Origin of the sequence: Sphingobium fuliginis, from assembly GCF_004152845.1 — a bacterium.
GTDB classification, from domain to species: Bacteria; Pseudomonadota; Alphaproteobacteria; order Sphingomonadales; family Sphingomonadaceae; genus Sphingobium; species Sphingobium fuliginis.
In genome coordinates, this window is sequence record NZ_SEON01000001.1 from 105,340 (window position 1) to 130,334 (window position 24,995).

Genomic DNA, 24,995 nt, shown 5'->3' on the forward strand with positions numbered 1-24,995 from the left:
CAGCATCCATTTCTCCCCAGCAACCGCAGGTGGGTAGAGGCACAATGGATGCTGTCGCCGCAGCCTGGAGCGTTTTCCAAGCAGATGGAATCATCTGCCGACTCGGAAAACGCGAGAAAACAAAAACCTAGAGCAGTCGAGCCGATGCAATCGGATCGGAATCTGCTCTAGGGTACGGAATTTCCCCATCCTTGGCGCAATCCGTGAAAGGTCGAACCCATGCCCATCCGAACGCTGATCGTCGACGACGAACCATTGGCGGTCGAACGCCTCCAGATGCTGTGCGCCCGCGAACCGCGCATCGCGCTGGTCGGCACCGCCAGCGACGGGGAGGCGGCGCTGCGCCTGATCGAGGGGCTGGAACCGGACCTGGTGATGCTCGACATCGCCATGCCGCTGCTCGACGGCATCGGGGTGGCGCGGGCGACCTCGCGCATGGGCATCTGCCCGGCAGTGATCTTCGTCACCGCTTTCGAAGGTTTCGCGGTGGAGGCCTTCGACCTTGCCGCCGTGGACTATCTGCTGAAGCCGGTGGCCCATGAACGCCTGTCCCGCGCCATCGACCGCGTCGAACAGGCGCTGGGCAACCGCACCGTCCCCTCCCCCGCCACCAGCACGCAGGACGAACCCGAATGGGCGGAGGAATTCTGGGTGCCGCACCGTTCCGAACTGATCCGCATCGGCGCGGTCCAGATCGACCGGATCGAGGCGGAACGCGACTATATGCGGCTGCATGTGGGGGCCAACAGCTATCTGCTGCACCAGACGATCAGTTCGCTGGAAAACCGGCTGGACCCGCAGCAGTTCGTCCGCCTGCACCGCTCCCACATCGTGCGCCGCGACCATATCTCCCGGCTGCGCCACGACGGCAGCGGCGTCTGGTCAGCCTGCCTCGCGGACGGCACGGAAATCCGCATCGGCCGCACCTATCTCACCAACGCCCGCGCCATGGCAGGCCGCTGACCCCTTCAGTCCTCCCGTCGCAGATGGGAAGGGAAACCGCCAAAGACGATGGAGGGCAACGCCCGCGGGACGCCGCAAGGGCAGCCGCAACGCTCCGCGCCCACAAAAGGAAAGGCCCGGTGAATTCCGGGCCCTTTTCTAAAAACCGATTGAATAACTCAGGCGCCTGCGCTGACTGGCTTTTACTTGCCCAGATCGGCAAAGCGCTCCCCATTCTGAGCCTTGGCGACGGCAAGGTCCACAGCGCCGCGAACATGCGCGGCTGCAACCTGCTGGCACTTCTCGATCGCGGCCGTGGTATCGTTGAGCGGGCAGACCTTTGCCGCGGCACGCCGTATACGGGCATTCAGGACGCGTTGGTCGCTCGTCTTCGACAGGTCCAGATCATGATAGCTGACCTCGACACTCTTTCCGTTGGACTCGAATTCGATGGCGGAAGCCGTGCCAGCGGCGCCCATGGCGGCCATGGCGGCGAGAGCAGCGGTGAACTTGATGGCGATCATGGCAATTGTCTCCTCAACGCTATGCTTTTGTCGGCCTGGCCGCGTGGCGCGCAGTGCAGACCTCAAGCGAAGAGAAGAGAAGGCCTCAACAGATCATCGTCTCTGTCTTCGCCCATTTTGTTTAGGCGCATTGCAAATGCATCGCTTTTCGCTTTCGACCGGCGCCTGTCCCTGTCGGCCAACGGCGCTCCCGTCGACCAAATACAGTCTCACGGGGACGAACGACAATTTTACGACAGAAAAACAACCGTTCCGTAGCGTAAAATTACAATCGTTCAACAATTCGCGCACATAAAAACACCCCCGGCGCAAGGGAAAGGCCGGGGGTGCATCCAGGAAGCTGTCGGGCTCTCCGGGATCTCTTTCAATCATCTTGCGGCGATACGGCCCGGGGCCGGTCGATCCATAGCCAGATCGTCGCCATGTCGAACCGCATCATAGCGCGGGTGCGCAACGACCGTTTTCCCCATTCGATGATCCGCCCATCCATCACGCCCGGCAACATCAGCCGTGGACGAACGGACGACATTCTTCCACGAACGACATCACCGCCCCTGCGCGGCGAGCTGCGCCCGCAAATTGGCGAGCGTCCGCGCATCGACGACCGGCCGCTCCGGCGCCTCCTTCCCTTCGCGCAGCTTGCTGCGGTCCTTCTCCGGCGGCTCCACGACGCGCACCCTGACCGGCGCATGGCCCGTCGCCCTGATCCCCAGCTGCTCCGCCGCCCCGCGCGACAGGTCGATGATCCGCCCCCGCCCGGCGAAGGGCCCGCGATCGTTGATCCGCACCAGGATCGTCCGCCCCGTCTCCAGCGCCGTCACCTCGACATAGCTCGGCAGGGGCAGCGTCGCGTGCGCCGCCGTCACCGCCTTCGGCCGAAAGCGCTCGCCATTGGCCGTCCGGTTCCCGCTCTCCCCGCCATACCAGCTCGCATAGCCCAGATAATCATAGCCCGGATCGGCGGCAGGCACATAGGTCACGCCCCTGACGCTATAGGGCTTTCCCACCCGCACCGGCACGTCGCTCACGGGCCGATAGCGCACCCCCCCGCCACAGGCCGCCAGCGCCATCGCGACGCCCAGCGCGCCGAACCGCATCCGAACAAAAGTCCCGCTCATCCCCGCCCTTTACCCCAGCCCGGCGCGGGGGCAAAGCCGCCGCCTTTTCCTTTCGCCGCACAGTCCCTATCTTGCGCCCGACCGGCCCTTGCCTCCCAAGAACAAATCTGGAACAACACGCCCCCATGAGTCTCACGCAAATTTCTCAGCAGAGGTCTGCCGAATGCTGACCACCATAAGCGTCCGCGGCGCACGCGAGCATAATCTCAAGGGCGTCGACGTCGACCTTCCGCGCGACAGCCTGATCGTCATCACCGGCCTTTCCGGCTCGGGCAAGTCCTCCCTCGCCTTCGACACTATCTATGCCGAGGGTCAGCGCCGCTATGTCGAATCCCTCTCCGCCTATGCGCGCCAGTTCCTGGAGATGATGCAGAAGCCGGACGTCGAACATATAGACGGCCTCTCCCCCGCCATCTCCATCGAGCAGAAGACGACCAGCCGCAACCCGCGCTCCACGGTCGCCACCGTGACGGAGATCTACGACTATATGCGCCTCCTCTGGGCGCGCGTCGGCATCCCCTATTCGCCCGCCACGGGCCTCCCCATCAGCGCCCAGACGGTCAGCCAGATGGTCGACCGCGTGATGCAGCTGCCCGAAGGGACGCGCTTCTACCTCCTCGCCCCCGTGGTCCGCGGCCGCAAGGGCGAATATCGCAAGGAACTGGCGGAGTGGCAGAAGGCCGGCTTCACCCGCGTCCGCATCGACGGCGAACTCTACGCGATAGAGGACGCCCCCGCCCTCGACAAGAAATACAAGCATGACATCGAAGTGGTGGTCGACCGCCTCGCCGTCAGCGACGACATGGCCACCCGCCTCGCCGACAGCTTCGAACAAGCCCTGAAACTCGCCGACGGCCTCGCCTATGTCGACCTCGCGGACGGCGCCGTCCCCGGCCGCGAGGTCGAAGCGGAATCCACCGGCAACCTCAAGGGCGCAGGCATCCCCGCCAACCGCATCGTCTTCAGCGAGAAGTTCGCCTGCCCCGTCAGCGGCTTCACCATAGCGGAGATCGAACCGCGCCTCTTCTCCTTCAACGCCCCGCAGGGCGCCTGCCCCGCCTGCGACGGCCTGGGCGAACGGCAGGAGTTCGACCCCGAACTCGTCGTCCCCAACGAAGCCCTCAGCCTCAAGAAGGGCGCGGTCGTCCCCTGGGCCAAGTCCAACCCGCCCAGCCCCTATTATATGCAGGTCCTCGGCTCCCTCGCGAAGGAGTTCGGCTTCTCCCTCGACACCCCCTGGGCCGACCTGCCGGGGGAGGTGAAGCTCATCATCCTCCACGGCACCGCCGGCCGGCCCGTCACCCTGCGCTTCGTCGACGGCAAGAAAAGCTATGAGGTGAAAAAGCCCTTCGAAGGCGTCATCGGCAATCTCAACCGCCGCCTCCTCCAGACCGAATCCGCCTGGATGCGGGAGGAACTCAGCAAATACCAGACCGCCATGCCGTGCGAGACCTGCCACGGCGCCCGCCTCAAGCCGGAGGCGCTGGCGGTGAAGATCGCGGGGGAAGACATCTCCATGTCCACCCGCCGCTCGGTGGTGGACGCGCTCGGTTTCTTCTCCACCCTCCCCAGCCGCCTCAACGATCAGCAGAACCAGATCGCCCGCGCCATCCTCAAGGAAATCGTGGAGCGCCTCGGCTTCCTCAACAATGTCGGCCTCGACTATCTGAACCTGGACCGCACCAGCGGCACCCTGTCCGGCGGCGAGTCCCAGCGCATCCGCCTCGCCTCGCAGATCGGCAGCGGCCTGTCGGGCGTCCTCTACGTCCTCGACGAACCCTCCATCGGCCTGCACCAGCGCGACAATGACCGCCTGCTCATCACGCTCAAGCGCCTGCGCGACCTCGGCAACACCGTCATCGTCGTGGAACATGACGAAGACGCGATCCGCACCGCCGACTATATCGTCGACATGGGGCCGGGCGCGGGCGTCCACGGCGGCACCATCGTCGCGCAGGGCACCCTGAACGAACTGCTCGCGCACAAGGACAGCCTGACCGCCGACTATCTGAACGGCACCCGCCGCATCGAAGTCCCGCCCCGCCGCCGCAAGGGATCGGGCAAGAAACTCACCGTCCACAACGCCCGCGCCAACAACCTGCAAAATGTCACCGCCAGCATCCCGCTCGGCACCTTCACCTGCATCACCGGCGTATCGGGCTCGGGCAAGTCCAGCTTCACCATCGACACCCTCTATGCGGCGTCCGCCCGCACCCTCAACGGCGCGCGCATCGTCGCCGGCCCGCATGACAAGGTGACGGGCCTCGAACATTGCGACAAGGTGATCGACATCGACCAGTCGCCCATCGGCCGCACCCCCCGCTCCAACCCGGCGACCTACACCGGCGCCTTCACCAACATCCGCGACTGGTTCGCCGGCCTCCCCGAAGCGCAGGCGCGCGGCTACAAGCCCGGCCGCTTCAGCTTCAACGTCAAGGGCGGCCGCTGCGAAGCCTGCCAGGGCGACGGCGTGCTCAAGATAGAGATGCACTTCCTCCCCGACGTCTACGTCACCTGCGACGTCTGCCACGGCGCCCGCTACAATCGCGAGACGCTGGAGGTGAAGTTCAAGGGCAAGTCCATCGCCGACGTCCTCGACATGACGGTCGAGGACGCGGTGGAATTCTTCAAGGCCGTCCCCCCGATCCGCGACAAGATGGCGATGCTGGCCGAAGTGGGCCTGGGCTATGTCAAGGTCGGCCAGCAGGCGACCACCCTGTCCGGCGGCGAAGCCCAGCGCGTCAAACTCGCCAAGGAACTCAGCCGCCGCGCCACCGGCAACACGCTCTATATCTTGGACGAACCCACCACCGGCCTCCATTTCGAGGACGTCCGCAAGCTACTGGAAGTCCTCCACGCCCTCGTCGAACAGGGCAACAGCGTGGTCGTGATCGAACACAATTTGGATGTCATCAAGACCGCTGATTGGATCATCGACATGGGACCAGAGGGGGGCGTCAAAGGCGGCGAAGTGGTCGCCGAAGGCACGCCCGAAAAGGTCGCAAAGAACGCCCGGAGCTTCACCGGACGCTATCTCGCGCCGTTGTTGGGGATGGAGGCTGTGGCGGCGGAGTGATTGACTTGAACGATCTTAACTGGAAATTTTAATATTTTTCAGCAAGATGGTGTGCAGGTATAATTGGGGGGTTAAATGGAACTGGCTACTAAACTGGTCGAACTCGAAAAACGAACAGCCCAACATCGCGAGCTATTGCTAACCGAGGAAGCAGCCAAAACGGCGCTAGTGATGCCGTTTATCCAATCATTGGGATATGATGTCTTCAATCCGGCAGAAGTCATACCCGAGTTCACGGCAGACGTAGGGATAAAGAAAGGTGAGAAAGTTGATTACGCAATCTGCATTGACGGTCAGCTAAAAATTTTGATGGAATGCAAACCTTCCTCTGTTGACCTCGATCTCAAACATGCTTCTCAACTATTTCGCTATTTCTCAACAACAGACGCTCGCGTCGCGGTCCTAACGAATGGCGTTCAATATCAGTTTTATTCTGATATAGAACAACCCAATAAAATGGACGAAAAACCATTTTACATCTTTTCCATGGATGGGATAAAGCGGACCGATCCGCCTATCTTAGAGAAATTTACACGTCAGCATTTTGATATCGACTCAATTGTCGCAGCCGCTGGTCGATTGAAGCTTGAATCACAAATGCGCATTGAATTGGAAAAGGAATTTGCCGACCCTTCGGATGACTTCATCAAAATGATGGCTGCAAGGGTGCAAGGAGGGCGTGTAACAGCATCCCTCAAAGAGCAATACCATGCTGTTCTTACGGCATCTATCGCCTCGATCATCAGAGACCGGGTCAACGATCGTTTAACATCGGCACTGAATGTTGCCAATCCGGCTTCCGAAATCATTGAGGAGGGTGGGTCTGATGACATGTCCGATGCGGCAGGCATCATCACGACGGATGATGAGATTAACGGGTTTCGTATCGTACAAGCCATAGCTGCACGACATGTAGATCCTAGTCGCGTGGTCATCCGGGATTCAAAATCATATTGCGCCATATTGCTAGATGACAACAATAGGAAATCTCTAGCCCGGCTCCACTTCAATAGCCCAACGACACGATATGTTGGCACGTTCGTTGACAAAGTAGAGACGCGGCATGCCGTTTCGTCCCTCACCGACATATACAAACTTGAGGAGTTAATCGTAGCGCGTATCACGGCTTTAGAAAGCGGGCCTGACAGCTAATCATACCATGCCTCAATATCGCTTAGAATTCACCGCCGCGCTGGAAATCTTCGCACAGATTTGTGATGCAATGGCCGCACGAGGCTTCACTCGACCTGTGCTGGTGGGAGGCGCGGCAGTAGAATTTTACAGCATGGGATTTATTACTACGGGCGACTTCGATCTCTGCTCACCGGCGCAGGATGCCCTCGAAGAAGAATTTCAGCGCTACGGGTTCGTCCGCCCCTCAGGACCAGGCCGTGCTACACGCGGGTGGGTTCATCCCGATCTCGGCCTCGGTTTCGAAGTCGTTGGCGACATGCCGCTCGACGGCGCTGTCACACGCGACCATATCGCCCTTGTCGAGGATTTTGAAAATGGTCCGCCCTTTGCGATTATCTCTGTGGAAGATCTGATAGCCGACCGCATGGGCCAATATGCCTCCGGCACCGCCCGCGAGATGCTGGCGCAAGCAAAAACGCTGCTACGCCTTCACCCGGAAGCCGACATGGATTATCTTGAACGCCGCGTCCGCCATGAAACTGGCGGTGATTTCGGAGCAGATGATGTCCTTGACCGACAAAACTGAGAATTGGCCCGGCCGCCGCATCGCCTTCAAAAGCTTTGCGGCCGATCTCGCGCGCCGCCGCGCCGAACTCGGTATCACCGACGCCGATATACCCCGCAACAGCGGCACCCGCCGCACAGCCAGCAAAAAGGCCCTCCTGAAAGCGATCAGGGACGCAGGCGGCAACTGGTAAATCCGACTCATCTAATCGGACCAATTCAGCCGTTCCATGATTGGCACAGACCGCGGCTACTGATATTTTCCAATCCATGACAAAACTCACTCCCATCGAGTCCGAGTTCGCGACCACCGAGGACGCCGAGGCCTATGACGCTTGGTTCCGCGCCAAGGTCGAAGCCGCCTTGGCCGATCCCCGACCCGGCATCCCGCACGATCAGGTCATGGCGAAACTGCGCGCCATCATTGAGGCCAAGAAAGCCAAGCAGGCCTGATGCCGCACGTCATCTGGCGCCCGAAGGCGCTCGAAGATGCCGACCGCATCATCGACTATATCTCCGACCGCAATCCCGCCGCTGCCGCCCGCCTTGCCGATCTGTTCGAATATGCCGCTGAGCGACTGGCCGACCATCCCTATATGCATCGCGCCGGTCGCGTCCCGGATACGCGGGAAGCCATCGTTACCCCCAACTATATTCTCGTTTACCGCGCAGGCGCAGACGTCATCGAAATACTGGCCATCCTCCACACCCGCCAACAATATCCTTGACTTCGTTCCCATTTTGTTCTGTCCTACACGCCCTCCCCTTACATATCCTCCCGGCAAAGCACCTAACGGAAAAGGGCCTTGCCATGACCTGCCAATTCCCTCCCCTCCCCACCACCGCGCAGCAGATCCGCGCCGACGGCTGGAGCCCCGCTCGCCAACGCGCCTTCCTTGAAACCCTCGCGGCCACCGGCATCATTCTCTCCGCCTGCGAAGCCGCCCGCATCAGCCCGCGCTCGGCCTATGCCCTGCGCATCCGCCGCGACGGCGCGGCCTTTCGCCTCGGCTGGGACGCCGCCATCCTCATCGCCCGCGCCCGCCTCGCCGACGATCTGCTCGCCCGCGCCCTCACCGGCCATGAGGAGGTGATCCGCAAGGACATGGACGCAGGCGAAATCACCCGCCACCGCCACGACAACCGCCTCGCCATGTCGATGCTCTCCTGCCTCGACCGCATGGCCGACAGCCCGCCGCAGGGCAGCGACGCCGCCCTCGCCCGCGTGGTGGCGCAGGATTTCGCCGCCTATCTCGACATGCTCTGTCCGGAGGATCAGGCGCAGCCCGACCGCCCCGACGCCGCGCCCCCGCCCATGGCCGCCGATGCGGACCACGCCGCCCTGCCTGACCACGCCGCCCCCGAAGATGCGCCGGCCATCGAACAGGCCGCCGCCGCCTTGTCCCCCGGCGCCTCCGCCGCGCTGTTCGTCGCCGCGCGCCTGGCGCTGGGCGAGGGCGGCAAGGCCCCGCTCTTCGCCCTCGATGGACGGTGTGAACTTCGGCCCATTCCGGCCGCTCCGCCGGTCGACCGCGCCAGCTTCCCGCCGGAGGAAGCCGCCGCCCGGCTGCGCGGCATCTGGTGGGATGAGGAAAGGGACGGCTGGCGCACCGACTATCCCGCGCCGCCCGGCTTCGACGGCGAAGAAAGCGACGCCCTCTACGACATCGACGCCTATGAGCGCGACCTGACGATGGCGGAGGAACAGGCGCTGGCCCTGCGCGCGGAGGCGGAGCGCCGCCCCTATGAACATGCCGCCGCCCGCGCCCGCGACGCCTTTTTCGGCTTCGCCGCGCTGGCGGGAGCAGGATGATCGCACCCGCCGATTTGCTATTCCGCCCCCATGCCCCTATATGGGGAAGGCTATAGTCGCAAATCGACGGTCTTTCGGCGCTTTGCGGCACCAAACTTCCTTCTTTCCCTGCCCCTCTAGCGCAAGGCCCGTCCACACGGGACGCGCCCACGTAAAGAAGGAAATACCCCATGAGCATCATCGGAACCGTCAAATTCTTCAACGCCGACAAGGGCTATGGCTTCATCGCTCCCGATGACGGCAGCCCGGACGCCTTCGTCCACATCTCCGCGGTGGAGCGCGGCGGTCTCGCCACCCTGCGCGAAAAGGACCGCGTCTCCTACGATCTGGAGCAGGACAAGCGCGGCAAGATGGCGGCGGTGAATATCCAGCACGCGCAATGATGCGCCGCTGACAGGCCGGGCGCCGCCCACGCGGCGCCCGCCACTCTTGAAAGGAGCGTCCCATGGCCAACCCCGATTTCCGCGCCCTCGCCCGTCAGGCCCGGAACGAAGCCGACGCCGCCACCCTGGACAATGTCCGCCAGCGCTGCCTGCGTTCCGAAGCCGCCTTTCTGGTCATGGCCCGACGACAGGAATATGTCGACGAAAGCCGCGCCCGCCGCGCCGCCGCCACCAACTGAACGGCCCCGGCCGGCCCTGCCACTCTTCGCATCGCCGGCCCCGCTCGCCCTGCCGCACCGCGCCGGAACCGATCCGCGCCGCCAATGTTATCCTTGCAAATTCCCCACGGAACAAGGAGCCCCCACCCATGATCCGCACCCTGATCTTCGGCGCGATCGCAGGCTATGTCGGCAAGAAACTCTATGACGAAGGCAAGCTGACAGAGTTCAAGGACGACCTCGTCGCCCGCTACAACCAGGCCAAGTCGGACCTCGACCAGCGCCGCGACAGCGACAGCACGGTGACCAGTCCCAACCTCGCCACGCCCGCCGCCAGCACCACCGGCGCCGCGCCCGTGACGCCCTGACGGCCCGACCCTTTCCTTTCCAGCGGTGAACACCCTCTCCCCGCTGGCATCACTGCCCGCCCGGCTGCCTTTCCCCCCTTTTGGTGCCGCGGCGGGCAGACTATTTCGCGCAACTTCCTCCCTTCCCAAGGGTTGTCATCCCAGCAGGGAAAGCACAGGAGAAAAGGACAATGCGCACCCCCCTATTGGCAGCGGCGCTGCTTGCAATGCCGTTGACGGCCTGCGTTTCGGACGGTGACGGTGGCCGCTACGGCTACGACCGCCCCGGCTACGGCCACCGCCCCGGCGGCCGGCCCATCGGCGACAACGACTATATCTACCGCGACAATGACGGCCGCTACTATTGCAAGCGCGACGACGGCACCACCGGCACCATAGTCGGCGCGATCGCGGGCGGCGTATTGGGCAACATCATCGCCCCCGGCGGCTCCAAGACGCTCGGCACCATCCTGGGCGGCGCTGGCGGCGCGCTCGCCGGCCGCGCCATCGACAAGAACGACGTCCGCTGCGAATAGAACGAAAAAGGGCGCGGACCCAAAGGCCCGCGCCTTCCTTCTGAACCCCGACAGGGCTTACAGCTTTTCGACCAGCTCCGGCACGACCTTGAACAGGTCGCCGACCAGCCCGATGTCCGCCACCTGGAAGATCGGCGCGTCCTCATCCTTGTTGATGGCGACGATGGTCTTGGAATCCTTCATCCCCGCCAGATGCTGGATTGCCCCGGAGATGCCCACGGCAATATAGACTTCCGGCGCCACGATCTTGCCGGTCTGCCCGACCTGATAATCGTTCGGCACATAACCCGCGTCGACCGCCGCGCGGCTCGCGCCGACCGCCGCGCCCAGCTTGTCCGCCAGCGGGAAGATCGTCGCCTCGAACGTCTCGCCGTCCTTGAGCGCACGGCCCCCCGACACGATCACCTTGGCCGAAGTCAGCTCCGGACGCTCCAGCTTGGCGATCTCGGCCCCGACGAAGGAGGAAATGCCCTTGTCACCCGTCGAAGCCACCGCCTCGACAGTCCCGTTGCCGCCTTCCTTGGCCGCCTTCTCGAAAGCGGTGCCGCGAACGGTGATGACCTTCTTGGCATCCTTCGACTTCACCGTCGCGATGGCGTTGCCGGCATAGATGGGCCGGGTGAACATATCCTCGCTCTCGACCGACAGAATGTCGCTGATCTGCATGACGTCCAGCAGAGCCGCCACGCGCGGCGCGATATTCTTGCCATTGCTGGTGGCGGGCGCGACGAACGCATCATGATGGCTCATCAGCTCAACGACCAGCGGCGCGACATTCTCGGCCAGCGCATGACCGAAGGCGGCGTCGTCGGCGACATGGACCTTGCCCACGCCCGCGATGCTGGCGGCTTCCGCAGCAACGCCGCCGACGTCCTGCCCCGCAACCAGCAGATGCACTTCACCCAGCTTCGACGCAGCGGTGACGGCGGAAAGCGTCGCGTCCTTGACCGCGCCGCCCTCATGTTCAACCCAAACGAGCGTCTTCGTCATGCTGCAACTCCCAGAGCCTTGAGCTTCGCGACCAGTTCATCGACATCGGCCACCTTCACGCCGGCCGAACGCTTGGCCGGTTCGGACACCTTGATCGTCTCCAGACGCGGCGCAATGTCCACGCCGTAATCGGCAGGCGCCTTGGTCGCGAGCGGCTTGCTCTTCGCCTTCATGATGTTGGGCAGCGAGGCATAGCGCGGCTCGTTGAGACGCAGGTCGGTGGTGACGATGGCCGGGACGTCGAGCTTCACCGTCTCCAGACCGCCGTCGACTTCGCGGGTCACGCTGACCTTGTCGCCTTCGACCTCCACCTTGCTGGCGAAGGTGCCCTGCGGCAGACCCAGCAGGGCCGCCAGCATCTGGCCGGTCTGGTTGCTGTCGTCATCGATCGCCTGCTTGCCCAGGATGATCAGGCCAGCGCCTTCCTCTTCCTGCACCTTGGCGAGCAGCTTGGCCACGCCCAGCGGTTCGACCTCATCGTCGGTCTGGATCAGGATCGCCCGGTCGGCACCCATGGCCAACGCCGTGCGCAGCGTCTCCTGCGCCTTGGCAACGCCGATCGACACCGCCACCACCTCGGTCGCCACGCCCTTCTCCTTCAGGCGAATGGCTTCCTCGACCGCGATCTCGTCGAACGGGTTCATCGACATCTTCACGTTCGCCAGATCGACGCCCGTCCCGTCCGCCTTCACCCGAGGCTTCACATTATAGTCAATCACCCGCTTCACGGGCACAAGGATCTTCATCTCCAACATCCTTCCTTCATTCACGCCAAGCCCGCAAATGCAAGCAGGGGCGCGGGCAGCCCGTCTCCGGACCACCCGCACCCTTTGGTGTCTTGTTCAGGCGAAAAGCTGCGTCAGGCTGCCTTCCTCACTTCCGCCACGATCTTCTTGGCCGCGTCGCCCAGATCGTCCGCCGGGACGATGGCCAGGCCCGACTTGGCCAATATGTCCTTGCCCTGCTGGACGTTCGTGCCTTCCAGGCGGACGACCAGCGGAACCGACAGGTTCACATCCTTGGCGGCGGCGACGATGCCGTCGGCAATGATGTCGCACTTCATGATGCCGCCGAAGATGTTGACCAGAATGCCCTTCACCGCCGGGTCCTTCAGGATGATCTTGAAGGCCGCCGTCACCTTTTCCTTGGAAGCGCCGCCGCCGACGTCCAGGAAGTTGGCCGGGAATTCGCCATTCAGCTTGATGATGTCCATGGTCGCCATGGCAAGGCCCGCACCATTCACCATGCAGCCGATATTGCCGTCCAGCTTGATATAGGCGAGGTCATATTCCGAAGCCTCGACTTCCGCCGCATCTTCCTCGGTCAGGTCGCGCAGTTCGACGATGTCCTTGTGACGGAACAATGCGTTACCGTCGAAGCCGACCTTGGCGTCGAGGACGAGGAGATTGCCCTGCTCGGTGACGGCGAGCGGGTTGATTTCGATCTGCGACGCGTCGGTCGCCAGGAAAGCGTCGTAAAGCGACGAAGCGACCTTGGCGGCCTGCTTGGCCAAGTCACCGGTCAATTCCAGCGCGGCGGCAACGGCCCGGCCATGGTGCGGCATGAAGCCGGTGGCCGGGTCGACGGCGAAGGTGTGGATCTTCTCCGGGGTCGAATGCGCGACTTCCTCGATGTCCATGCCGCCTTCGGTCGACACGACGAAGGCCACACGGCCGGTCGCACGGTCCACGAGCAGGGCGAGGTAGAATTCCTTCGCAATATCAGCCCCGTCGGTGATGTAGAGGCGATTGACCTGCTTGCCTGCTTCGCCGGTCTGCACCGTCACCAGCGTGTTGCCGAGCATGTCGGTGGCGTGAGCCTTAACCTCGTCCAGGTTGAAGGCCAGACGGACGCCGCCCTTCGCGTCGGGACCGAGTTCCTTGAACTTGCCCTTGCCGCGGCCACCGGCGTGGATCTGCGACTTCACGACATAGAGCGGCCCGGGCAGCTTCTTGGCGGCTTCGACCGCTTCATCGACGGAGAAAGCGGCGTAACCGGCGGCGATCGGCGCGCCGTACTTCGCCAGCAGTTCCTTCGCCTGATATTCGTGGATGTTCATGGGGCTCGCCCGTCCTTTCCGCTGAAACTCTTGTGTCCAGCGGCTAAGCACAGGCAAAAGGGCAACACCAGCAAATTTCGCAAAATGACTTTGCAAAATTGCAAAACCTTTGCGAAGCGCAAGCCTTGTTTATTGCGAAATCAGCCGTCGATGGCGCAGACGATCGCCGCCTTGCTGGTCACGGCAAAGATCTCCGGATCCTCCAGCGCGCGGACCTTGAAGAGGAACCGGTCCACCGTCATGTCTCCCATGTGAGACTTGCGGAGCGATGCCAGCGACTGAAGCCTGCGGAGCTGCATCAGACTCAGCCGATCGACCATCCTTTCGGCCATGCAGCCGGCCATGCGGGGCGATATGCCCGCATCGATCAGCCCGGTGCGAAGGCGCGATTCGGGCGAGACCGTCGCGCAGGACAGGAGGAGGAGCGAAGCGCCCAGCCCGCAGGCCAGCGAACGGAGGGGGATGGTTGTCATCCCTCCTTCATGGCAAGCATGGTCTGAACAGAGGCTAAATGCTGGCCGCGCCCAAGGGAGAAAAAGAGAGATGGACAGGATTTTCACGGCCTTTGCCCACCGGATCGCAAGCTGGTCGGGCCAGCCGGCCGCCTTCATCCTGGCCGCGCTGGTGATCCTGGGCTGGATCGTGACCGGCCCGATCTTCCATTATTCCGACACCTGGCAGCTCATCATCAATACAGGCACGACGATCGTCACCTTCCTGATGGTCTTCCTGATCCAGAATGCGCAAAATCGCGACGGCTCCGCCATACAGGCGAAAATGGACGAACTGATCCGCGCCGTATCGACGGCGCGGAACGAGTTCATCGGCATCGAACATCTGACTGAAGCGGAACTGGAGAAGATCAAGACGGTGCTGGAAAAGGAATGCGGCGACAATGAAACGCACCGCGAGTCGATAGAACGGCTGATCGAACGCCGCTAATGCGCCAAGTCGACCAGCCTTTCATTCTCACGGCGATAGGCGTCGATCTGATCGGTATAGCCGCGCGCAAGGCCTTCATAGGCCTCCCGGCCCTTCACCGACCGGCTCATCTGCGCGCGGATCAATGCAACTTGCTGTCTGTGCAGCAGATAGTTGACATCCATCTCCCCATTCATATTCACCCTCCTACCTGATCGCTGAAAGAGATTGGCTGGGGTTCGCATCCTGTGCGAGTCGCTCTACGGCGTGCTTACGATAGCATCGGCCCGATGGTCATGCGATTCCATCCGGCGCATGCGGAGAGCAGCCTGCCGGATATTACCCTCCTCCTCAAAAGCGGGCCGCCTTCCAAAAGGAGGCAATCCACAATGGTCAAAGCAGCAGCAAGCCAGCCAGAATGGCGGTCTTCGCCTGCTCGAAGAGCAGCGAGGGCCTGAAAGCCACTGTTGGGGAAGGCTATGTATCAATAAAAATTATTACGGTTATGAAATGATTATTTGTTTGAGAATCAAGTCTTTGCTGTCATAGCCGTTCGTCGGGAACAGGGGGAGCTCGATCCGTGGAGGCAATGATCTTCGCTTATCTGGCGGGGGTTCATCATGAAATTCTGCTGTTCGCGGTGGTGGCGCTGGCGATCGGCGGCATGGACGATTTCATCATAGACCTGGTCTTCCTGTGCCGAAGGCTGTGGCGCAAGCTGATTGTCTATTCCCGTCATCGACGAATGACGACCCTCACCCTGCCCGCCTCCCCGCAACCCGGCCGCATCGCCATCTTCATCCCAGCCTGGCAGGAAGCCGATGTGATCGGCCCGATGCTCCGTAACGCGCTCAGCCACTGGAGGGACCAGGACTATCGGATCTTCGTGGGCGCCTATCCCAATGACCGGGCGACATTGGATATTCTCACGCCCTTGGCCGGTCGGGAAACGCGGTTGATCCTGTGCATCAACGAACGAAATGGGCCAACTACGAAAGCCGATTGCCTGAATGTGGTCTGGCGCGCCATGCTGCGGGAGGAAGAGCGCACGGGGGTCCGGTTCAAGGCGATCGCCCTGCACGATGCGGAAGATGTCGTCCATCGCGACGAGATCAGGCTGTTCGACCTGATGACGGATCGGTTCCAGCTCGTTCAGCTCCCGGTCCTGCCCCTGCCCGGCCAGGGCGGCTGGTGGTCGAGGGCCATAGCCAATCATTACTGTGATGAGTTCGCGGAAAGCCATGGAAAGTTCCTGACCGTGCGCGAGGCCATGGGTGCGTCCATGCCCTCGGCCGGGGTGGCCTGCGCATTCGAGCGGCAAATGCTGGAAAGGCTTGTGAATCCGGCCAATGGCGGACCGTTCGATCCGGAATCGCTGACCGAGGATTATGAGGTCGGCCTGCGTATCAGCAATATGGGCGGGCGCGGCGTGTTCGTCCGCATGCGCGACGGTGAGGGCCAGCTTGTCGCGACCAAGGAATATTTCCCGGACAATCTGACGGATGCCGTCAAGCAGAAGGCGCGCTGGACGGTCGGCATCTCGCTTGCCGGATGGGATCGCATGGGCTGGCAGGGCGGCCCCGCCGAATGGTGGATGCGGATGCGGGACCGGGGTGCGGCGCTTTCCGCCTTCGTCCTGTTCACCGCCTATCTGGCGCTGCTGCTCTGGGGCGTGCTGCTTGCCGGGAGCCTGTTCAGCGCCTTTCCCGTGCCCAGACCCACGCCAGTGGTCGAAGCCCTGCTGTGGCTCAACTTCGGCTTCATGAGCTGGCGGATGGCGATGCGCGCGATTTTCTCGGGCATGGCTTATGGCTGGGCCTTCGGGCTGGGGGCGATACCGCGCACGCTGATCGCCAACATCATCGCGATGATGGCTGCCCGTCGCGCCATGTTCCTGTATCTTCAGTCGCTGTTCGGCAAGCCGCTGACCTGGGACAAGACGCATCACCGCTTTCCCGAGCTGGATTTTCCGGGGTGAGCGAAGCCGCCACCGGGCGCCCGCTCCGCTTCTTCGTCCTCGTGATGGCGGGTTGGGTCGCGATCCGTCTGGCAGGCCCAGAGGGTGATCTTCCCCAAATGGCGAGGGGAATTGACGGCGAGAGGCGTTTTCACCCCACCGCCTATTCGAAGAAGAAGGGCTCCGCAGCCGCGACGGGGCATGACGCACCGGCCTGGTTCGGTGAAATGCCGCAAAAGCGCCAGCCTGCCGCCATCCTGGGTCCTATATTCAAGGACTCTCGACGCCTTGGGAGAAGGACAAGCGCGGCCCCCTTCCTGTCCGTCGAAGAGAAGGCGGCGCCGGCTGCACAGGACCAGAGTGGCGGTCGCGTCGTTCCATCGAACAATCCTGCGCCAGCCTTACCCCTCGCTTCCACGCCATCCGCAAGCGACGCGCGCTGGCATGGCAGCGCCTGGCTGCTCTGGCGCGACGGAAGCACGACCCGCGCCGATGCCGTGACGGGCGGTAGGCTGGGCGGATCGCAGGCGGGCCTACGCCTCGATTTCGACCTGACCCCGCGCTCATCGAGCCGGGCGGCCGCCTATGCGCGAGCCAGTGCCGCGCTGAACGAACCGGCATCTCCGGAAGGCGCGCTCGGCATTGCATGGCAACCGGCGCGCACCATTCCGGTCAGCTTCGCGGCGGAACGACGGATTGCACTGGGCAAGGGCGGGCGCAACGCCCATGCCGTGCTGGCGGCAGGCGGTTTCGGGCCGGCGCCGGTGGCGCCCTCGCTGGAAGTCGAAGCCTATGCCCAGGGCGGCATTGTCGGCTTCCGCTCTCACGACCTGTTCGTCGATGGCAAGATGTCGCTGCTGTCGCCGCTAGGCCATTCGCCCATGCGGATCGGCGCGAGCCTTTCCGGCGGCGCGCAGCCGCAGGTCGAGCGGCTGGACATCGGGCCGGAACTGCAGGTCCGCCTGCCGCTCAGGCCGGTGAGCGCAAGGCTGAGCATCGAATGGCGGGAACGGATTGCGGGGCGCGCGGCACCGCCGTCCGGCCCGGCCGTTACGCTGGGCGCTGATTTTTAAGCGGGAGCGCCTTTATCTCTCCGCATATTGCGCTTAACCCAGGAAGCGCATGGATCTCTATCTGCCCATCGCCAACCTGTCGGTGAATGCGCTGGTCATCATCGCCCTGGGCGGCGTGGTGGGCCTGCTTTCCGGCATGTTCGGGGTAGGCGGCGGATTTCTGACGACGCCGTTGCTGATCTTCTACGGCATTCCGCCGACCGTCGCGGCCGCTTCGGCGGCGAGCCAGGTGACGGGCGCCAGCGTATCGGGGGTCGTCACCCATATGTCGCGCGGAACGGTCGATTTCCGCATGGGCGGCGTGCTGATCGCCGGCGGCGTGGTGGGCGCCGGCCTCGGCGTGCTGATCTTCCGACTGCTTCAGGCCATCGGCCAGATCGACACGGTGATCGGCATCCTCTACGTGCTGATGTTGGGCGGCATCGGATCGCTGATGGCGAAGGAGTCCATCCAGGCGCTGATCGCGCTCAAGACCGGGAGGAAGATTCAGGCCCGCAAAAGACGGCACCATCCGCTGGTGGCGGCCATGCCGATGCGGTGGCGCTTCTATCGGTCCGGGCTGTATATTTCCCCGCTGGCGCCGCTGCTGCTGGGCATGGCGACGGGCATCCTCACCATGTTGCTGGGGGTGGGCGGCGGCTTCATCCTGGTTCCGGCGATGCTCTACCTGCTGGGCATGACGACCCAGTCCGTCGTCGGCACGTCGCTGTTCCAGATATTGTTCGTCACCATGGCGACGACGATGATGCACGCCATGACGACGCATGCGGTCGACCTGGTGCTCGCCCTGCTGCTGCTGATCGGCAGCGTCACCGGAGCGCAGGTGGGAACGCGCCTTTCGATGACGATCCGGCCGGAATATCTGCGCATCCTGCTTGCCGCGATCGTGCTGCTGGTGGCGGCACGCATGGCGCTGGGGCTGGGCTTTCGGCCCGACGAAATATACACGGTGGAGATCCGGTGAGGCGGCGGGCGCTTCTGGCCCTGCCGCCGGCCCTGCTGCTGCTGACGGCGGCGGACGAACCGATGCTGGTGCCTGACGTGTCCCAGCGCGAGGTGGAAATACAATATAGCTTCACCGGCGCTGACCTGCTGCTGTTCGGCGCCATCGTCTATCCCGATGGGCGTCGGCCCAGCAAGCCGCCGGACATCATGGTCGTGCTGAAGGGTCCGGACCAGTCGATCACGATGCGCGAAAAGCAGAAGGTGGCCGGCATCTGGGTCAATGCCGACAGCGCGCGCTTCCGGTCTGCGCCCAGTTTCTACGCCATCGCATCGTCCCGACCGGTCGACAAGGTGGTCGATGAGCGAACGGCGGCGATCTATGAAATGGGCGTGGACAAGCTCCAGCTCTCCCCTTCCTCGCTCAACGACAGCGCGGAGCTGGACCGGTTCCAGAAGGGGCTGATCGACCTCAGGGAACGGGCCGGGCTCTATGTCGAGCGGCCGGGAACGGTGGAGATCACCGACGGCGTGCTCTACCGGGCGCGGCTGCCGCTTTCGGCGCGTGTGATCGTCGGTGACTATACGGCGGAAACCTTCCTCGTGCAGGATGGCCGCGTGGTGGCCGCCGCCGTGCGCGACATCACCGTCCGCAAGTCGGGCTTCGAACGCTTCATGGCCGTCGCGGCGGAACAATGGCCCTTCGCCTATGGTCTGGTCGCGATGATGCTGGCCGTTGGCATGGGATGGGCAGCAGGCGCAATCGCCAGGCGGGTTTAGCGTCGCGCCGCTTTCCTGGGCCGCAGCGCATCGCGCATGGCGATGCTGCTGTTGATCCGCGTGACGCCCGGCATGCGGGAGAGGATTTCGCTGTGGATCGCTTCATAGGCGGCCACGCTCTCGGTCTCGACGCGCAGCCAGTAATCAACGCCACCGGTCATCAGGAAACATTCGCGGATTTCAGGACATTGCCGCACGGCATGTTCGAAACGGGCGAGATAATCCTCCGTCTGCCGGTCGAGCGTCACCTGCACAAGGACATCGACGGCGCGGCCCTCTTTTTCCATCGGTGCGGTCACGATGGTATAACCGCGGATCACGCCGGCATCCTCCAACATCCGGATGCGCCGGTGACAGGCCGAGGGGGACAGGCCGATCTCCGCCGCAATCTCCGAATTGGGACGCCGCGCATTGAGCCGCAGCAGACGGATGATCGAGCGGTCCACGGCATCCAGCGATTCTGCCATTTTTTCCATTCCTTGCGAAGGATCGTTCAATTATCCCGTCACATTAGACGATCCTGCGATCATTTGGGAGCATTTTCACCGAACGCCGCGTTACCCTCCCTGCAAAAGGGGGCAGATATGCAGTCCATCGATACCGCCGGAGCCGTGCTTCGCATCGACCTTGATGCACTGGTCGAAAACTACCGCACGATTCAGCGGCAGGTCGCCCCCGCCACCGTCGCCGGCGTGGTCAAGGCGGACGGTTACGGCCTGGGCGCGAACCTCGTCGCGCGCAGCTTGATCGGCGCCGGGTGCCGACACTTCTTCGTCGCGCATCTCAGCGAAGCCATGGCGCTCCGACCCATTCTGAGCGATGGAATGGCGCTGTTCATCCTCAACGGCCTGCAACCAGGCGCGGAAGGCGAGTGCGCAGCCATCGGCGCCATTCCGGTCCTGAACTCGCTCGACCAGATTGGGCGCTGGGCCAGGACGGCACGCACGCTGGAGCGGACCCTGCCCGCTGCGTTGCAGGTGGACAGCGGCATGTCCAGGCTCGGTCTTCCGCCCGAGGAGGTCGCCATTCTGCTTGCCCAGCGGGAAAGATTGGAGGGCGTGGACCTTCGCCTGCTGATGAGCCACCTCGCCTGCGCCGACGATCCCGATGCCCCCTCCAACGCGATGCAACGCCGGAAATTCGATGCGTTCAGCATGAATTTCCCCGGCGTGCCGCGCTCGCTGGATAATAGCGGCGGAAGCTTCCTGCCCGCCGATCATTTCGACATCGTCCGCGCCGGGATCGCCCTGTATGGCGGAGCGCCGCAGGGCGAGCGCCGGGAGATGCGGCCGGTGGTCTCGCTGGACGCGCGGATCATCCAGTTGCGGAACATCCCGGCGGGCGCTGCCGTCGGCTATGGCCTCACCCACCGTTGCGAGCGGCCGACGCAGATCGCGACGATCGCCTTGGGCTATGCCGATGGCTGGCCTCGCCACCTGAGCAACGGCGGCTCCGCCTATATCGACGGCCATCGCGCGCCGATAGCGGGACGGGTTTCGATGGACAGCATCACGCTGGACGTGACCGACGTGCCCGATGTGCTCCTCTATCCTGGCGCCCTGGTGGAACTTCTGGGGCCTCATCAGACCGTGGATCAGGTCGCCGCCGACGCCGGCACCATCGCCTATGAAATACTGACACAGCTCGGGCATCGCTATCACCGCTCCGTACGGGGTGGCCGCGATCCGGCACAAGCGGAGCATCACGCCATGAAAGTCGCCATATGAGGGTCGCCATTCTGGGCAGCGGCGTCATCGGCGTCACATCCGCCTGGTATCTGGCACAGGCCGGGCATGAAGTGACGGTGATCGACCGGCAGGACGGGCCGGCGCTGGAAACCAGCTTCGCCAACGCTGGAGAAATCTCGCCCGGCTATGCCTCCCCCTGGGCTGCGCCGGGGATACCGATGAAGGCGCTGCGCTGGCTGTTCATGAAGCACGCCCCGCTGATCCTGCGGCCGCGGATGGACATGGCCATGCTACGCTGGATGGTGGCGATGCTGGGCAATTGCAACGAACGCGCCTATGCCATCAACAAGAGCCGGATGGTGCGCCTGGCCGAATATAGCCGTGACCGGCTGATCGACCTGCGGCGCGAAACCGGCATCGCCTATGACGAGCGGTCGCGAGGCACCTTGCAGCTTTTCCGCGAGCAGAAGCAGCTTGACGGCATCGCGAAGGACATCGCCGTGCTGAAGGCGGACGGAGTGCCTTTCGAAGTGCTGGATGCGGCAGGCTGCATCGCGGCGGAACCGGGGCTGGCAGGCAGCGGCGCGCCTGTGGCCGGGGGCCTGCGGCTTCCCAATGACGAAACCGGCGACTGCTTCAAATTCACCAACGCGCTGGCCGACATGGCGAAGGCGAAGGGCGTGACCTTCCTCAACGGACGGACTATCGGAAGGATCGCCGTCGACAATGGAAAGGTCAGCCATGTCGAAACCGACAGGGGCCATGTCGTGGCCGACGCCTATCTTGTTGCGACGGGCAGCTATTCCCCGCTGCTGCTGGCCCCGCTGGGGATCAGGCTGCCGGTCTATCCGGTGAAGGGCTATTCGATCACCGTTCCGATCGTCGATGAGGCAAGGGCGCCGGTGTCGACCCTGCTCGACGAAAGCTACAAGGTTGCGATCACGCGGCTGGGCGACCGTATTCGTGTGGGCGGCATGGCGGAACTGTCGGGCTATTCCAAAGGGCTGCCCAGGGCGCGGCGTGATACGCTGGAATATTCGGTGGGTTCGCTCTTTCCGGGCGCAGGCGATCTGGGCGGCGCCAGCTTCTGGTCCGGGCTGCGGCCGATGACGCCGGACAGCACGCCGGTCATCGGGGCGACGAAAGTCCCGAACCTCTTCCTCAACACCGGGCATGGCACATTGGGGTGGACCATGGCCTGTGGGTCGGGGCATGTGATCGCGGACATCATCGGCGGGGGCAGGCCCCGGATCGAAACCGCCGATCTTGCGATCAGCCGCTATTCATAACCGAAAAGGAGCCTTTCCGCATGACCATCACCCGCATTGATCGCGGCCCGCGCATGAGCGAGGCCGTCATTCATGGCGACACCATCTATCTGGCGGGGCAGATCGGCGCCCCCGGCGAGAGCGTCACGGCGCAGACCCGGGCCGTGCTGGCCGAGATCGACGCCCTGCTGGAACGCACGGGCAGCAGCAGGAACCATATGCTGAGGGCGCAGATCTGGCTGGCGGACATGAACGACTTTGCCGAGATGAACGCGGTGTGGGATGCGTGGATCGCGGATGCCGAAGCACCCGCCCGCGCCACGGGCGAGGCGAAGCTCGCCAGCCCCGATTACAAGGTCGAGATCATCGTGACCGCCGCCAGGGCGAAGTGAATCGTGCGGGTGGAATGCCGTGCAGCAAGGCACGGCATTCCACCCAAAGCGTCGTCTGAAAAAGAGACGCACGACTTATATTCATATATTTATTGCGATTGACTTGCATTATTATGAGCAATAAGGCCCTTTCTGCCGGTTGCGCCCGGCAAGAAAAAGGGTCCGTCCGCATGTCCATCGCTTTCCGTTCCGTTCTGCTCACCCCTGTCCTTGCCGCTTGCTGGGCGTCGCCCGCCCAGGCCGACGTGCTGGCGGAGGCAGACAATATCGTCGTCACGGGCACGGTCACGGATGAGAACGCATCGGCCACCGGCCTTGCCCTGACGCTGCGCGAAACGCCCCAGTCGATCACCGTCGTCGACCGCGAACGGATCCAGGATTTCGCGCTGACCAATGTGAACGACCTGCTGACCCAGATGGTCGGCATCAATGTGGAGCGGGTGGAGACCGACCGGACCTATTATAATTCGCGGGGGTTCGACATCACCAATTTCCAGGTCGACGGCATCGGCCTGCCCTTGCGCTGGGGCATCCAGTTCGGGGACCTCGACACCATCCTGTTCGAGAATGTCGAGGCGGTTCGCGGCGCCAATGCAATCATGACCGGGGTCGGCAATCCGTCCGCCACGATCAACTATGTCCGCAAGAAGCCGACCAGGGAATTGCAGGCCTCCCTTTCCGCCATGCTGGGAAGCTGGGACAACCGCCGCGTGGAAGCCGATATTTCGGGCCCGTTGAATGAGTCGGGCACGCTGTCGGCACGGCTGATCTTCGCCCATGAAGACAGGGACAGCCACCTCCGCTACAATCATGTCGACCGCAACGTCTATGGCGCGATCCTGGATTGGGAGATCACGCCGCAATTAAGGGCGTCGGCCGGCTATACCCGGCAGGACAATGACGCGGACGGCGTGTTGTGGGGCGCGCTGCCGCTGCTCGACGATAATGGCGATCGGATCGCCTATCCGCATTCGGCCAGCACTTCAGCCGACTGGACCTATTGGAACGTCAGCGACGAAAGCGCATGGGCGGAACTGGCCTATGTTTTCGGCAATGGCTGGAACGCCCGCGGCCGCTTCACCTATAATCATCGCAGTTCGGGGGCGGAACTGCTTTACGCCTATGGCTATCCCGATGCGGCGACGGGCGTCGGCGTGACGGGGATGGCGGGCAAATATCGCTCCCCCTCCGACCAGTATCTGGGCGATTTCTACGCTTCCGGCCCAGTGACGCTGTTCGGGCGCGAGCATCAACTCGCCTTCGGCCTCTCCACCGGCAGGACCGACGGCCGCGAATATGAGCAAAGCGGGCTGGCTGCCGTCGCCTACCCGGCTGTTGCCCAATGGGCGTTCAACCGCACCACGCTGATCGAACCCGACTTCACGCAGGAAAGCCTGGAGGAAGAGGTGACGGACCGGCTGACGCGGGCCTATGGCGCGCTGCACGCCAATCTGGCCGACAGGCTGAAGGCGGTCGTCGGCGCCAGCGCCTTCTGGCTCAAGACCACCGGCGCATCCTACGGCACGGACCAGTATCGCAAGAACAGCGCGGTCAGCCCCTATCTGGGCCTGGTGTTCGACGCCACGTCCAACATCAGCTTCTATGCCAGCTACACCGACATCTTCAATCCGCAGGACAAGGTCGACATCACCAACCGCCGGCTCGATCCTGCCAAGGGCAGCAGCATGGAGGGCGGCATCAAGAGCGAATGGTTCGACAAGCGGCTCTATGCCAGCGCCTCACTCTTCCGCGCGAAGCAGAAGAACCTCGCGGAGCAGGCCGGCGTGTTCGGCGCGGGCGATCCGGGGCAGGTGGGCGACGTCTATTATGCGGGCGTCGACACCACGGCCAAGGGTTTCGAGATTGAGCTGACCGGCCGCGTGACGGACCACTGGTCGGTAAGCGGCGGCTATACGGGCCTCAGGATCGAGGATCAGGCCGGGAACCGCGCCCGCACCTACCTGCCGCGTCAGTCGCTGAAGCTTGCCAGCACCTATCATATTCCCGAGTGGCGCGACCTGAAGCTGGGCGCACAGTTCCGGTGGCAGAGCGACATCAGCACCCTCGACAGCACGGTCGGCCGCGACATCCGGCAGAAGGATTATGCGGTGTTGGACCTGATGGCCAGCATCAAGCCCATCGACAGGCTGACCGCCAGCATCAATGTGCGCAATGTGACCGACAGCAAATATCTGGGCAGCCTGATGTGGGGGCAGGCCTTTTACGCGGCCCCCCGCAGCGTGATGGGCACCTTGCGCTTCGATTATTGA

General features: G+C 63.4%; 29 protein-coding genes. 21 read left to right on the forward strand and 8 right to left on the reverse strand.

Translation table 11 applies throughout. The features are described from left to right. Nucleotides 1–219 precede the first annotated feature (219 nt). Nucleotides 220–963 (forward strand): LytR/AlgR family response regulator transcription factor, encoded by a 744-nt coding sequence (locus EWH10_RS00585; RefSeq protein ID WP_025552126.1) that lies wholly within the window; start codon nt 220–222, stop codon nt 961–963. Nucleotides 964–1,145: 182 nt separating this feature from the next. Here EWH10_RS00585 and EWH10_RS00590 read toward each other — a convergent pair whose 3' ends face one another. Both EWH10_RS00590 and EWH10_RS00595 read right to left on the reverse strand, forming a co-directional pair. Then, nucleotides 1,146–1,466: a UrcA family protein gene (locus tag EWH10_RS00590; RefSeq protein WP_044662613.1), complete on the reverse strand. Its 321-nt coding sequence runs from the start codon at nt 1,464–1,466 to the stop codon at nt 1,146–1,148. 545 nt (nt 1,467–2,011) lie between these two features. Beyond that, complete coding sequence (locus EWH10_RS00595; RefSeq protein ID WP_044662614.1) at nt 2,012–2,584, reverse strand: septal ring lytic transglycosylase RlpA family protein; 573 nt, start codon at nt 2,582–2,584, stop codon at nt 2,012–2,014. Between the two features lie 163 nt (nt 2,585–2,747). Between EWH10_RS00595 and uvrA the strand changes: the two genes are divergently transcribed. The 11 genes from uvrA to EWH10_RS00645 all read left to right on the forward strand — a co-directional run bounded on the left by uvrA (nt 2,748) and on the right by EWH10_RS00645 (nt 10,655). Continuing rightward, nucleotides 2,748–5,660, forward strand: a complete 2,913-nt coding sequence (uvrA, locus tag EWH10_RS00600; RefSeq protein ID WP_044662615.1) for an excinuclease ABC subunit UvrA — start codon at nt 2,748–2,750, stop codon at nt 5,658–5,660. A 75-nt stretch (nt 5,661–5,735) separates the two neighbouring features. Beyond that, entirely contained in the window at nt 5,736–6,812 is a 1,077-nt protein-coding gene (locus EWH10_RS00605) for a type I restriction endonuclease (protein ID WP_044662616.1), read from the forward strand. Between the two features lie 7 nt (nt 6,813–6,819). Further along, a complete protein-coding gene (locus EWH10_RS00610; RefSeq protein ID WP_083199195.1) occupies nt 6,820–7,380 on the forward strand; it encodes a hypothetical protein in 561 nt (186 codons plus the stop codon). After that, nucleotides 7,358–7,552 carry a hypothetical protein gene (locus tag EWH10_RS00615; protein ID WP_099185664.1) on the forward strand — a complete coding sequence of 65 codons (195 nt, stop codon included), beginning with the start codon at nt 7,358–7,360 and terminating at the stop codon, nt 7,550–7,552. Before EWH10_RS00610 ends, EWH10_RS00615 begins: the two co-directional genes overlap by 23 nt. A gap of 76 nt (nt 7,553–7,628) precedes the next feature. Next, the gene (gene relB / locus EWH10_RS00620; RefSeq protein ID WP_044662618.1) at nt 7,629–7,811 is read left to right on the forward strand and encodes a type II toxin-antitoxin system RelB family antitoxin; all 183 of its coding nucleotides are present in this window, start codon (nt 7,629–7,631) and stop codon (nt 7,809–7,811) included. Further along, complete coding sequence (locus tag EWH10_RS00625; RefSeq protein ID WP_044662619.1) at nt 7,811–8,086, forward strand: type II toxin-antitoxin system RelE/ParE family toxin; 276 nt, start codon at nt 7,811–7,813, stop codon at nt 8,084–8,086. Before relB ends, EWH10_RS00625 begins: the two co-directional genes overlap by 1 nt. An 83-nt stretch (nt 8,087–8,169) precedes the next feature. Next, complete coding sequence (locus EWH10_RS00630) at nt 8,170–9,171, forward strand: hypothetical protein (protein WP_130029751.1); 1,002 nt, start codon at nt 8,170–8,172, stop codon at nt 9,169–9,171. Between the two features lie 170 nt (nt 9,172–9,341). Further along, nucleotides 9,342–9,554, forward strand: a complete 213-nt coding sequence (locus EWH10_RS00635) for a cold-shock protein (protein WP_007684722.1) — start codon at nt 9,342–9,344, stop codon at nt 9,552–9,554. Between the two features lie 62 nt (nt 9,555–9,616). Beyond that, nucleotides 9,617–9,793, forward strand: a complete 177-nt coding sequence (locus EWH10_RS21625) for a hypothetical protein (RefSeq protein ID WP_165363300.1) — start codon at nt 9,617–9,619, stop codon at nt 9,791–9,793. A gap of 128 nt (nt 9,794–9,921) precedes the next feature. Then, nucleotides 9,922–10,140 carry a hypothetical protein gene (locus EWH10_RS00640; RefSeq protein ID WP_025550213.1) on the forward strand — a complete coding sequence of 73 codons (219 nt, stop codon included), beginning with the start codon at nt 9,922–9,924 and terminating at the stop codon, nt 10,138–10,140. 170 nt (nt 10,141–10,310) lie between these two features. Further along, nucleotides 10,311–10,655, forward strand: a complete 345-nt coding sequence (locus EWH10_RS00645) for a glycine zipper 2TM domain-containing protein (RefSeq protein ID WP_025550214.1) — start codon at nt 10,311–10,313, stop codon at nt 10,653–10,655. Between the two features lie 57 nt (nt 10,656–10,712). On the opposite strand, the gene EWH10_RS00650 is transcribed toward EWH10_RS00645, so the two are convergent. The 4 genes from EWH10_RS00650 to EWH10_RS00665 form a co-directional block, all read right to left on the reverse strand. After that, entirely contained in the window at nt 10,713–11,645 is a 933-nt protein-coding gene (locus EWH10_RS00650; protein ID WP_044662621.1) for an electron transfer flavoprotein subunit alpha/FixB family protein, read from the reverse strand. Further along, nucleotides 11,642–12,391, reverse strand: coding sequence for an electron transfer flavoprotein subunit beta/FixA family protein (locus EWH10_RS00655; protein ID WP_044663190.1), 750 nt, complete (start codon nt 12,389–12,391; stop codon nt 11,642–11,644). Before EWH10_RS00655 ends, EWH10_RS00650 begins: the two co-directional genes overlap by 4 nt. Nucleotides 12,392–12,504: 113 nt before the next feature. Further along, on the reverse strand, nt 12,505–13,704 hold the full coding sequence (gene sucC / locus EWH10_RS00660) for an ADP-forming succinate--CoA ligase subunit beta (RefSeq protein WP_044662622.1): 1,200 nt from the start codon (nt 13,702–13,704) through the stop codon (nt 12,505–12,507). Between the two features lie 140 nt (nt 13,705–13,844). Beyond that, nucleotides 13,845–14,177: a hypothetical protein gene (locus EWH10_RS00665; RefSeq protein WP_065847390.1), complete on the reverse strand. Its 333-nt coding sequence runs from the start codon at nt 14,175–14,177 to the stop codon at nt 13,845–13,847. Between the two features lie 70 nt (nt 14,178–14,247). On the opposite strand from EWH10_RS00665, the gene EWH10_RS00670 reads away from it, so the two are divergent. After that, nucleotides 14,248–14,646, forward strand: coding sequence for a low affinity iron permease family protein (locus tag EWH10_RS00670; protein WP_044662623.1), 399 nt, complete (start codon nt 14,248–14,250; stop codon nt 14,644–14,646). On the opposite strand, the gene EWH10_RS00675 is transcribed toward EWH10_RS00670, so the two are convergent. Further along, nucleotides 14,643–14,822 (reverse strand): hypothetical protein, encoded by a 180-nt coding sequence (locus tag EWH10_RS00675; RefSeq protein WP_025550220.1) that lies wholly within the window; start codon nt 14,820–14,822, stop codon nt 14,643–14,645. The two genes, EWH10_RS00670 and EWH10_RS00675, sit on opposite strands and share 4 nt — an antisense overlap. A 392-nt stretch (nt 14,823–15,214) precedes the next feature. Here EWH10_RS00675 and EWH10_RS00680 point away from each other — a divergent pair, with 392 nt between their 5' ends. Genes EWH10_RS00680 through EWH10_RS00695 form a run of 4 tightly spaced genes read left to right on the forward strand, consistent with a single transcriptional unit; the run spans nt 15,215 to nt 19,377 of the window. Next, nucleotides 15,215–16,603 carry a glycosyl transferase family protein gene (locus tag EWH10_RS00680; RefSeq protein WP_044662624.1) on the forward strand — a complete coding sequence of 463 codons (1,389 nt, stop codon included), beginning with the start codon at nt 15,215–15,217 and terminating at the stop codon, nt 16,601–16,603. Next, complete coding sequence (locus EWH10_RS00685; protein WP_044662625.1) at nt 16,600–17,655, forward strand: hypothetical protein; 1,056 nt, start codon at nt 16,600–16,602, stop codon at nt 17,653–17,655. The genes EWH10_RS00680 and EWH10_RS00685 overlap by 4 nt, the downstream gene beginning before the upstream one ends. A gap of 49 nt (nt 17,656–17,704) precedes the next feature. Then, nucleotides 17,705–18,619: a sulfite exporter TauE/SafE family protein gene (locus tag EWH10_RS00690; protein ID WP_025550226.1), complete on the forward strand. Its 915-nt coding sequence runs from the start codon at nt 17,705–17,707 to the stop codon at nt 18,617–18,619. After that, entirely contained in the window at nt 18,616–19,377 is a 762-nt protein-coding gene (locus EWH10_RS00695; protein WP_025550228.1) for a TIGR02186 family protein, read from the forward strand. Before EWH10_RS00690 ends, EWH10_RS00695 begins: the two co-directional genes overlap by 4 nt. Here the strand turns inward: EWH10_RS00695 and EWH10_RS00700 are convergent. Continuing rightward, complete coding sequence (locus tag EWH10_RS00700; RefSeq protein ID WP_025550230.1) at nt 19,374–19,844, reverse strand: Lrp/AsnC family transcriptional regulator; 471 nt, start codon at nt 19,842–19,844, stop codon at nt 19,374–19,376. The genes EWH10_RS00695 and EWH10_RS00700 overlap by 4 nt on opposite strands. Nucleotides 19,845–19,961: 117 nt before the next feature. Here EWH10_RS00700 and alr point away from each other — a divergent pair, with 117 nt between their 5' ends. The 4 genes from alr to EWH10_RS00720 all read left to right on the forward strand — a co-directional run bounded on the left by alr (nt 19,962) and on the right by EWH10_RS00720 (nt 24,995). Continuing rightward, nucleotides 19,962–21,104, forward strand: a complete 1,143-nt coding sequence (gene alr / locus EWH10_RS00705; protein ID WP_044662626.1) for an alanine racemase — start codon at nt 19,962–19,964, stop codon at nt 21,102–21,104. Continuing rightward, nucleotides 21,101–22,354, forward strand: coding sequence for a D-amino acid dehydrogenase (locus EWH10_RS00710; RefSeq protein ID WP_044662627.1), 1,254 nt, complete (start codon nt 21,101–21,103; stop codon nt 22,352–22,354). Before alr ends, EWH10_RS00710 begins: the two co-directional genes overlap by 4 nt. A 20-nt stretch (nt 22,355–22,374) precedes the next feature. Continuing rightward, the gene (locus EWH10_RS00715; RefSeq protein ID WP_025550234.1) at nt 22,375–22,725 is read left to right on the forward strand and encodes a RidA family protein; all 351 of its coding nucleotides are present in this window, start codon (nt 22,375–22,377) and stop codon (nt 22,723–22,725) included. Between the two features lie 170 nt (nt 22,726–22,895). Then, nucleotides 22,896–24,995 (forward strand): TonB-dependent siderophore receptor, encoded by a 2,100-nt coding sequence (locus EWH10_RS00720; protein ID WP_044662628.1) that lies wholly within the window; start codon nt 22,896–22,898, stop codon nt 24,993–24,995.

Excerpts from the sequence above, each read along its gene's own strand:
- EWH10_RS00700 (WP_025550230.1), bottom strand. The coding sequence starts at position 19,844 with ATGGCAGAATCGCTGGATGCCGTGGACCGCTCGATCATCCGTCTGCTG.
- alr (WP_044662626.1), top strand. The coding sequence starts at position 19,962 with ATGCAGTCCATCGATACCGCCGGAGCCGTGCTTCGCATCGACCTTGAT.
- EWH10_RS00635 (WP_007684722.1), top strand. The coding sequence starts at position 9,342 with ATGAGCATCATCGGAACCGTCAAATTCTTCAACGCCGACAAGGGCTAT.
- EWH10_RS00720 (WP_044662628.1), top strand. The coding sequence starts at position 22,896 with ATGTCCATCGCTTTCCGTTCCGTTCTGCTCACCCCTGTCCTTGCCGCT.
- EWH10_RS00610 (WP_083199195.1), top strand. The coding sequence starts at position 6,820 with ATGCCTCAATATCGCTTAGAATTCACCGCCGCGCTGGAAATCTTCGCA.
- EWH10_RS00615 (WP_099185664.1), top strand. The coding sequence starts at position 7,358 with ATGTCCTTGACCGACAAAACTGAGAATTGGCCCGGCCGCCGCATCGCC.
- EWH10_RS00585 (WP_025552126.1), top strand. The coding sequence starts at position 220 with ATGCCCATCCGAACGCTGATCGTCGACGACGAACCATTGGCGGTCGAA.
- uvrA (WP_044662615.1), top strand. The coding sequence starts at position 2,748 with ATGCTGACCACCATAAGCGTCCGCGGCGCACGCGAGCATAATCTCAAG.
- EWH10_RS00625 (WP_044662619.1), top strand. The coding sequence starts at position 7,811 with ATGCCGCACGTCATCTGGCGCCCGAAGGCGCTCGAAGATGCCGACCGC.
- EWH10_RS00710 (WP_044662627.1), top strand. The coding sequence starts at position 21,101 with ATGAGGGTCGCCATTCTGGGCAGCGGCGTCATCGGCGTCACATCCGCC.
- EWH10_RS00645 (WP_025550214.1), top strand. The coding sequence starts at position 10,311 with ATGCGCACCCCCCTATTGGCAGCGGCGCTGCTTGCAATGCCGTTGACG.
- EWH10_RS00650 (WP_044662621.1), bottom strand. The coding sequence starts at position 11,645 with ATGACGAAGACGCTCGTTTGGGTTGAACATGAGGGCGGCGCGGTCAAG.
- EWH10_RS00670 (WP_044662623.1), top strand. The coding sequence starts at position 14,248 with ATGGACAGGATTTTCACGGCCTTTGCCCACCGGATCGCAAGCTGGTCG.
- EWH10_RS00595 (WP_044662614.1), bottom strand. The coding sequence starts at position 2,584 with ATGAGCGGGACTTTTGTTCGGATGCGGTTCGGCGCGCTGGGCGTCGCG.
- relB (WP_044662618.1), top strand. The coding sequence starts at position 7,629 with ATGACAAAACTCACTCCCATCGAGTCCGAGTTCGCGACCACCGAGGAC.
- EWH10_RS00675 (WP_025550220.1), bottom strand. The coding sequence starts at position 14,822 with ATGAATGGGGAGATGGATGTCAACTATCTGCTGCACAGACAGCAAGTT.
- EWH10_RS00590 (WP_044662613.1), bottom strand. The coding sequence starts at position 1,466 with ATGATCGCCATCAAGTTCACCGCTGCTCTCGCCGCCATGGCCGCCATG.
- EWH10_RS21625 (WP_165363300.1), top strand. The coding sequence starts at position 9,617 with ATGGCCAACCCCGATTTCCGCGCCCTCGCCCGTCAGGCCCGGAACGAA.
- EWH10_RS00690 (WP_025550226.1), top strand. The coding sequence starts at position 17,705 with ATGGATCTCTATCTGCCCATCGCCAACCTGTCGGTGAATGCGCTGGTC.
- EWH10_RS00655 (WP_044663190.1), bottom strand. The coding sequence starts at position 12,391 with ATGAAGATCCTTGTGCCCGTGAAGCGGGTGATTGACTATAATGTGAAG.
- EWH10_RS00680 (WP_044662624.1), top strand. The coding sequence starts at position 15,215 with ATGATCTTCGCTTATCTGGCGGGGGTTCATCATGAAATTCTGCTGTTC.
- EWH10_RS00605 (WP_044662616.1), top strand. The coding sequence starts at position 5,736 with ATGGAACTGGCTACTAAACTGGTCGAACTCGAAAAACGAACAGCCCAA.
- EWH10_RS00640 (WP_025550213.1), top strand. The coding sequence starts at position 9,922 with ATGATCCGCACCCTGATCTTCGGCGCGATCGCAGGCTATGTCGGCAAG.
- EWH10_RS00665 (WP_065847390.1), bottom strand. The coding sequence starts at position 14,177 with ATGACAACCATCCCCCTCCGTTCGCTGGCCTGCGGGCTGGGCGCTTCG.
- sucC (WP_044662622.1), bottom strand. The coding sequence starts at position 13,704 with ATGAACATCCACGAATATCAGGCGAAGGAACTGCTGGCGAAGTACGGC.
- EWH10_RS00715 (WP_025550234.1), top strand. The coding sequence starts at position 22,375 with ATGACCATCACCCGCATTGATCGCGGCCCGCGCATGAGCGAGGCCGTC.
- EWH10_RS00630 (WP_130029751.1), top strand. The coding sequence starts at position 8,170 with ATGACCTGCCAATTCCCTCCCCTCCCCACCACCGCGCAGCAGATCCGC.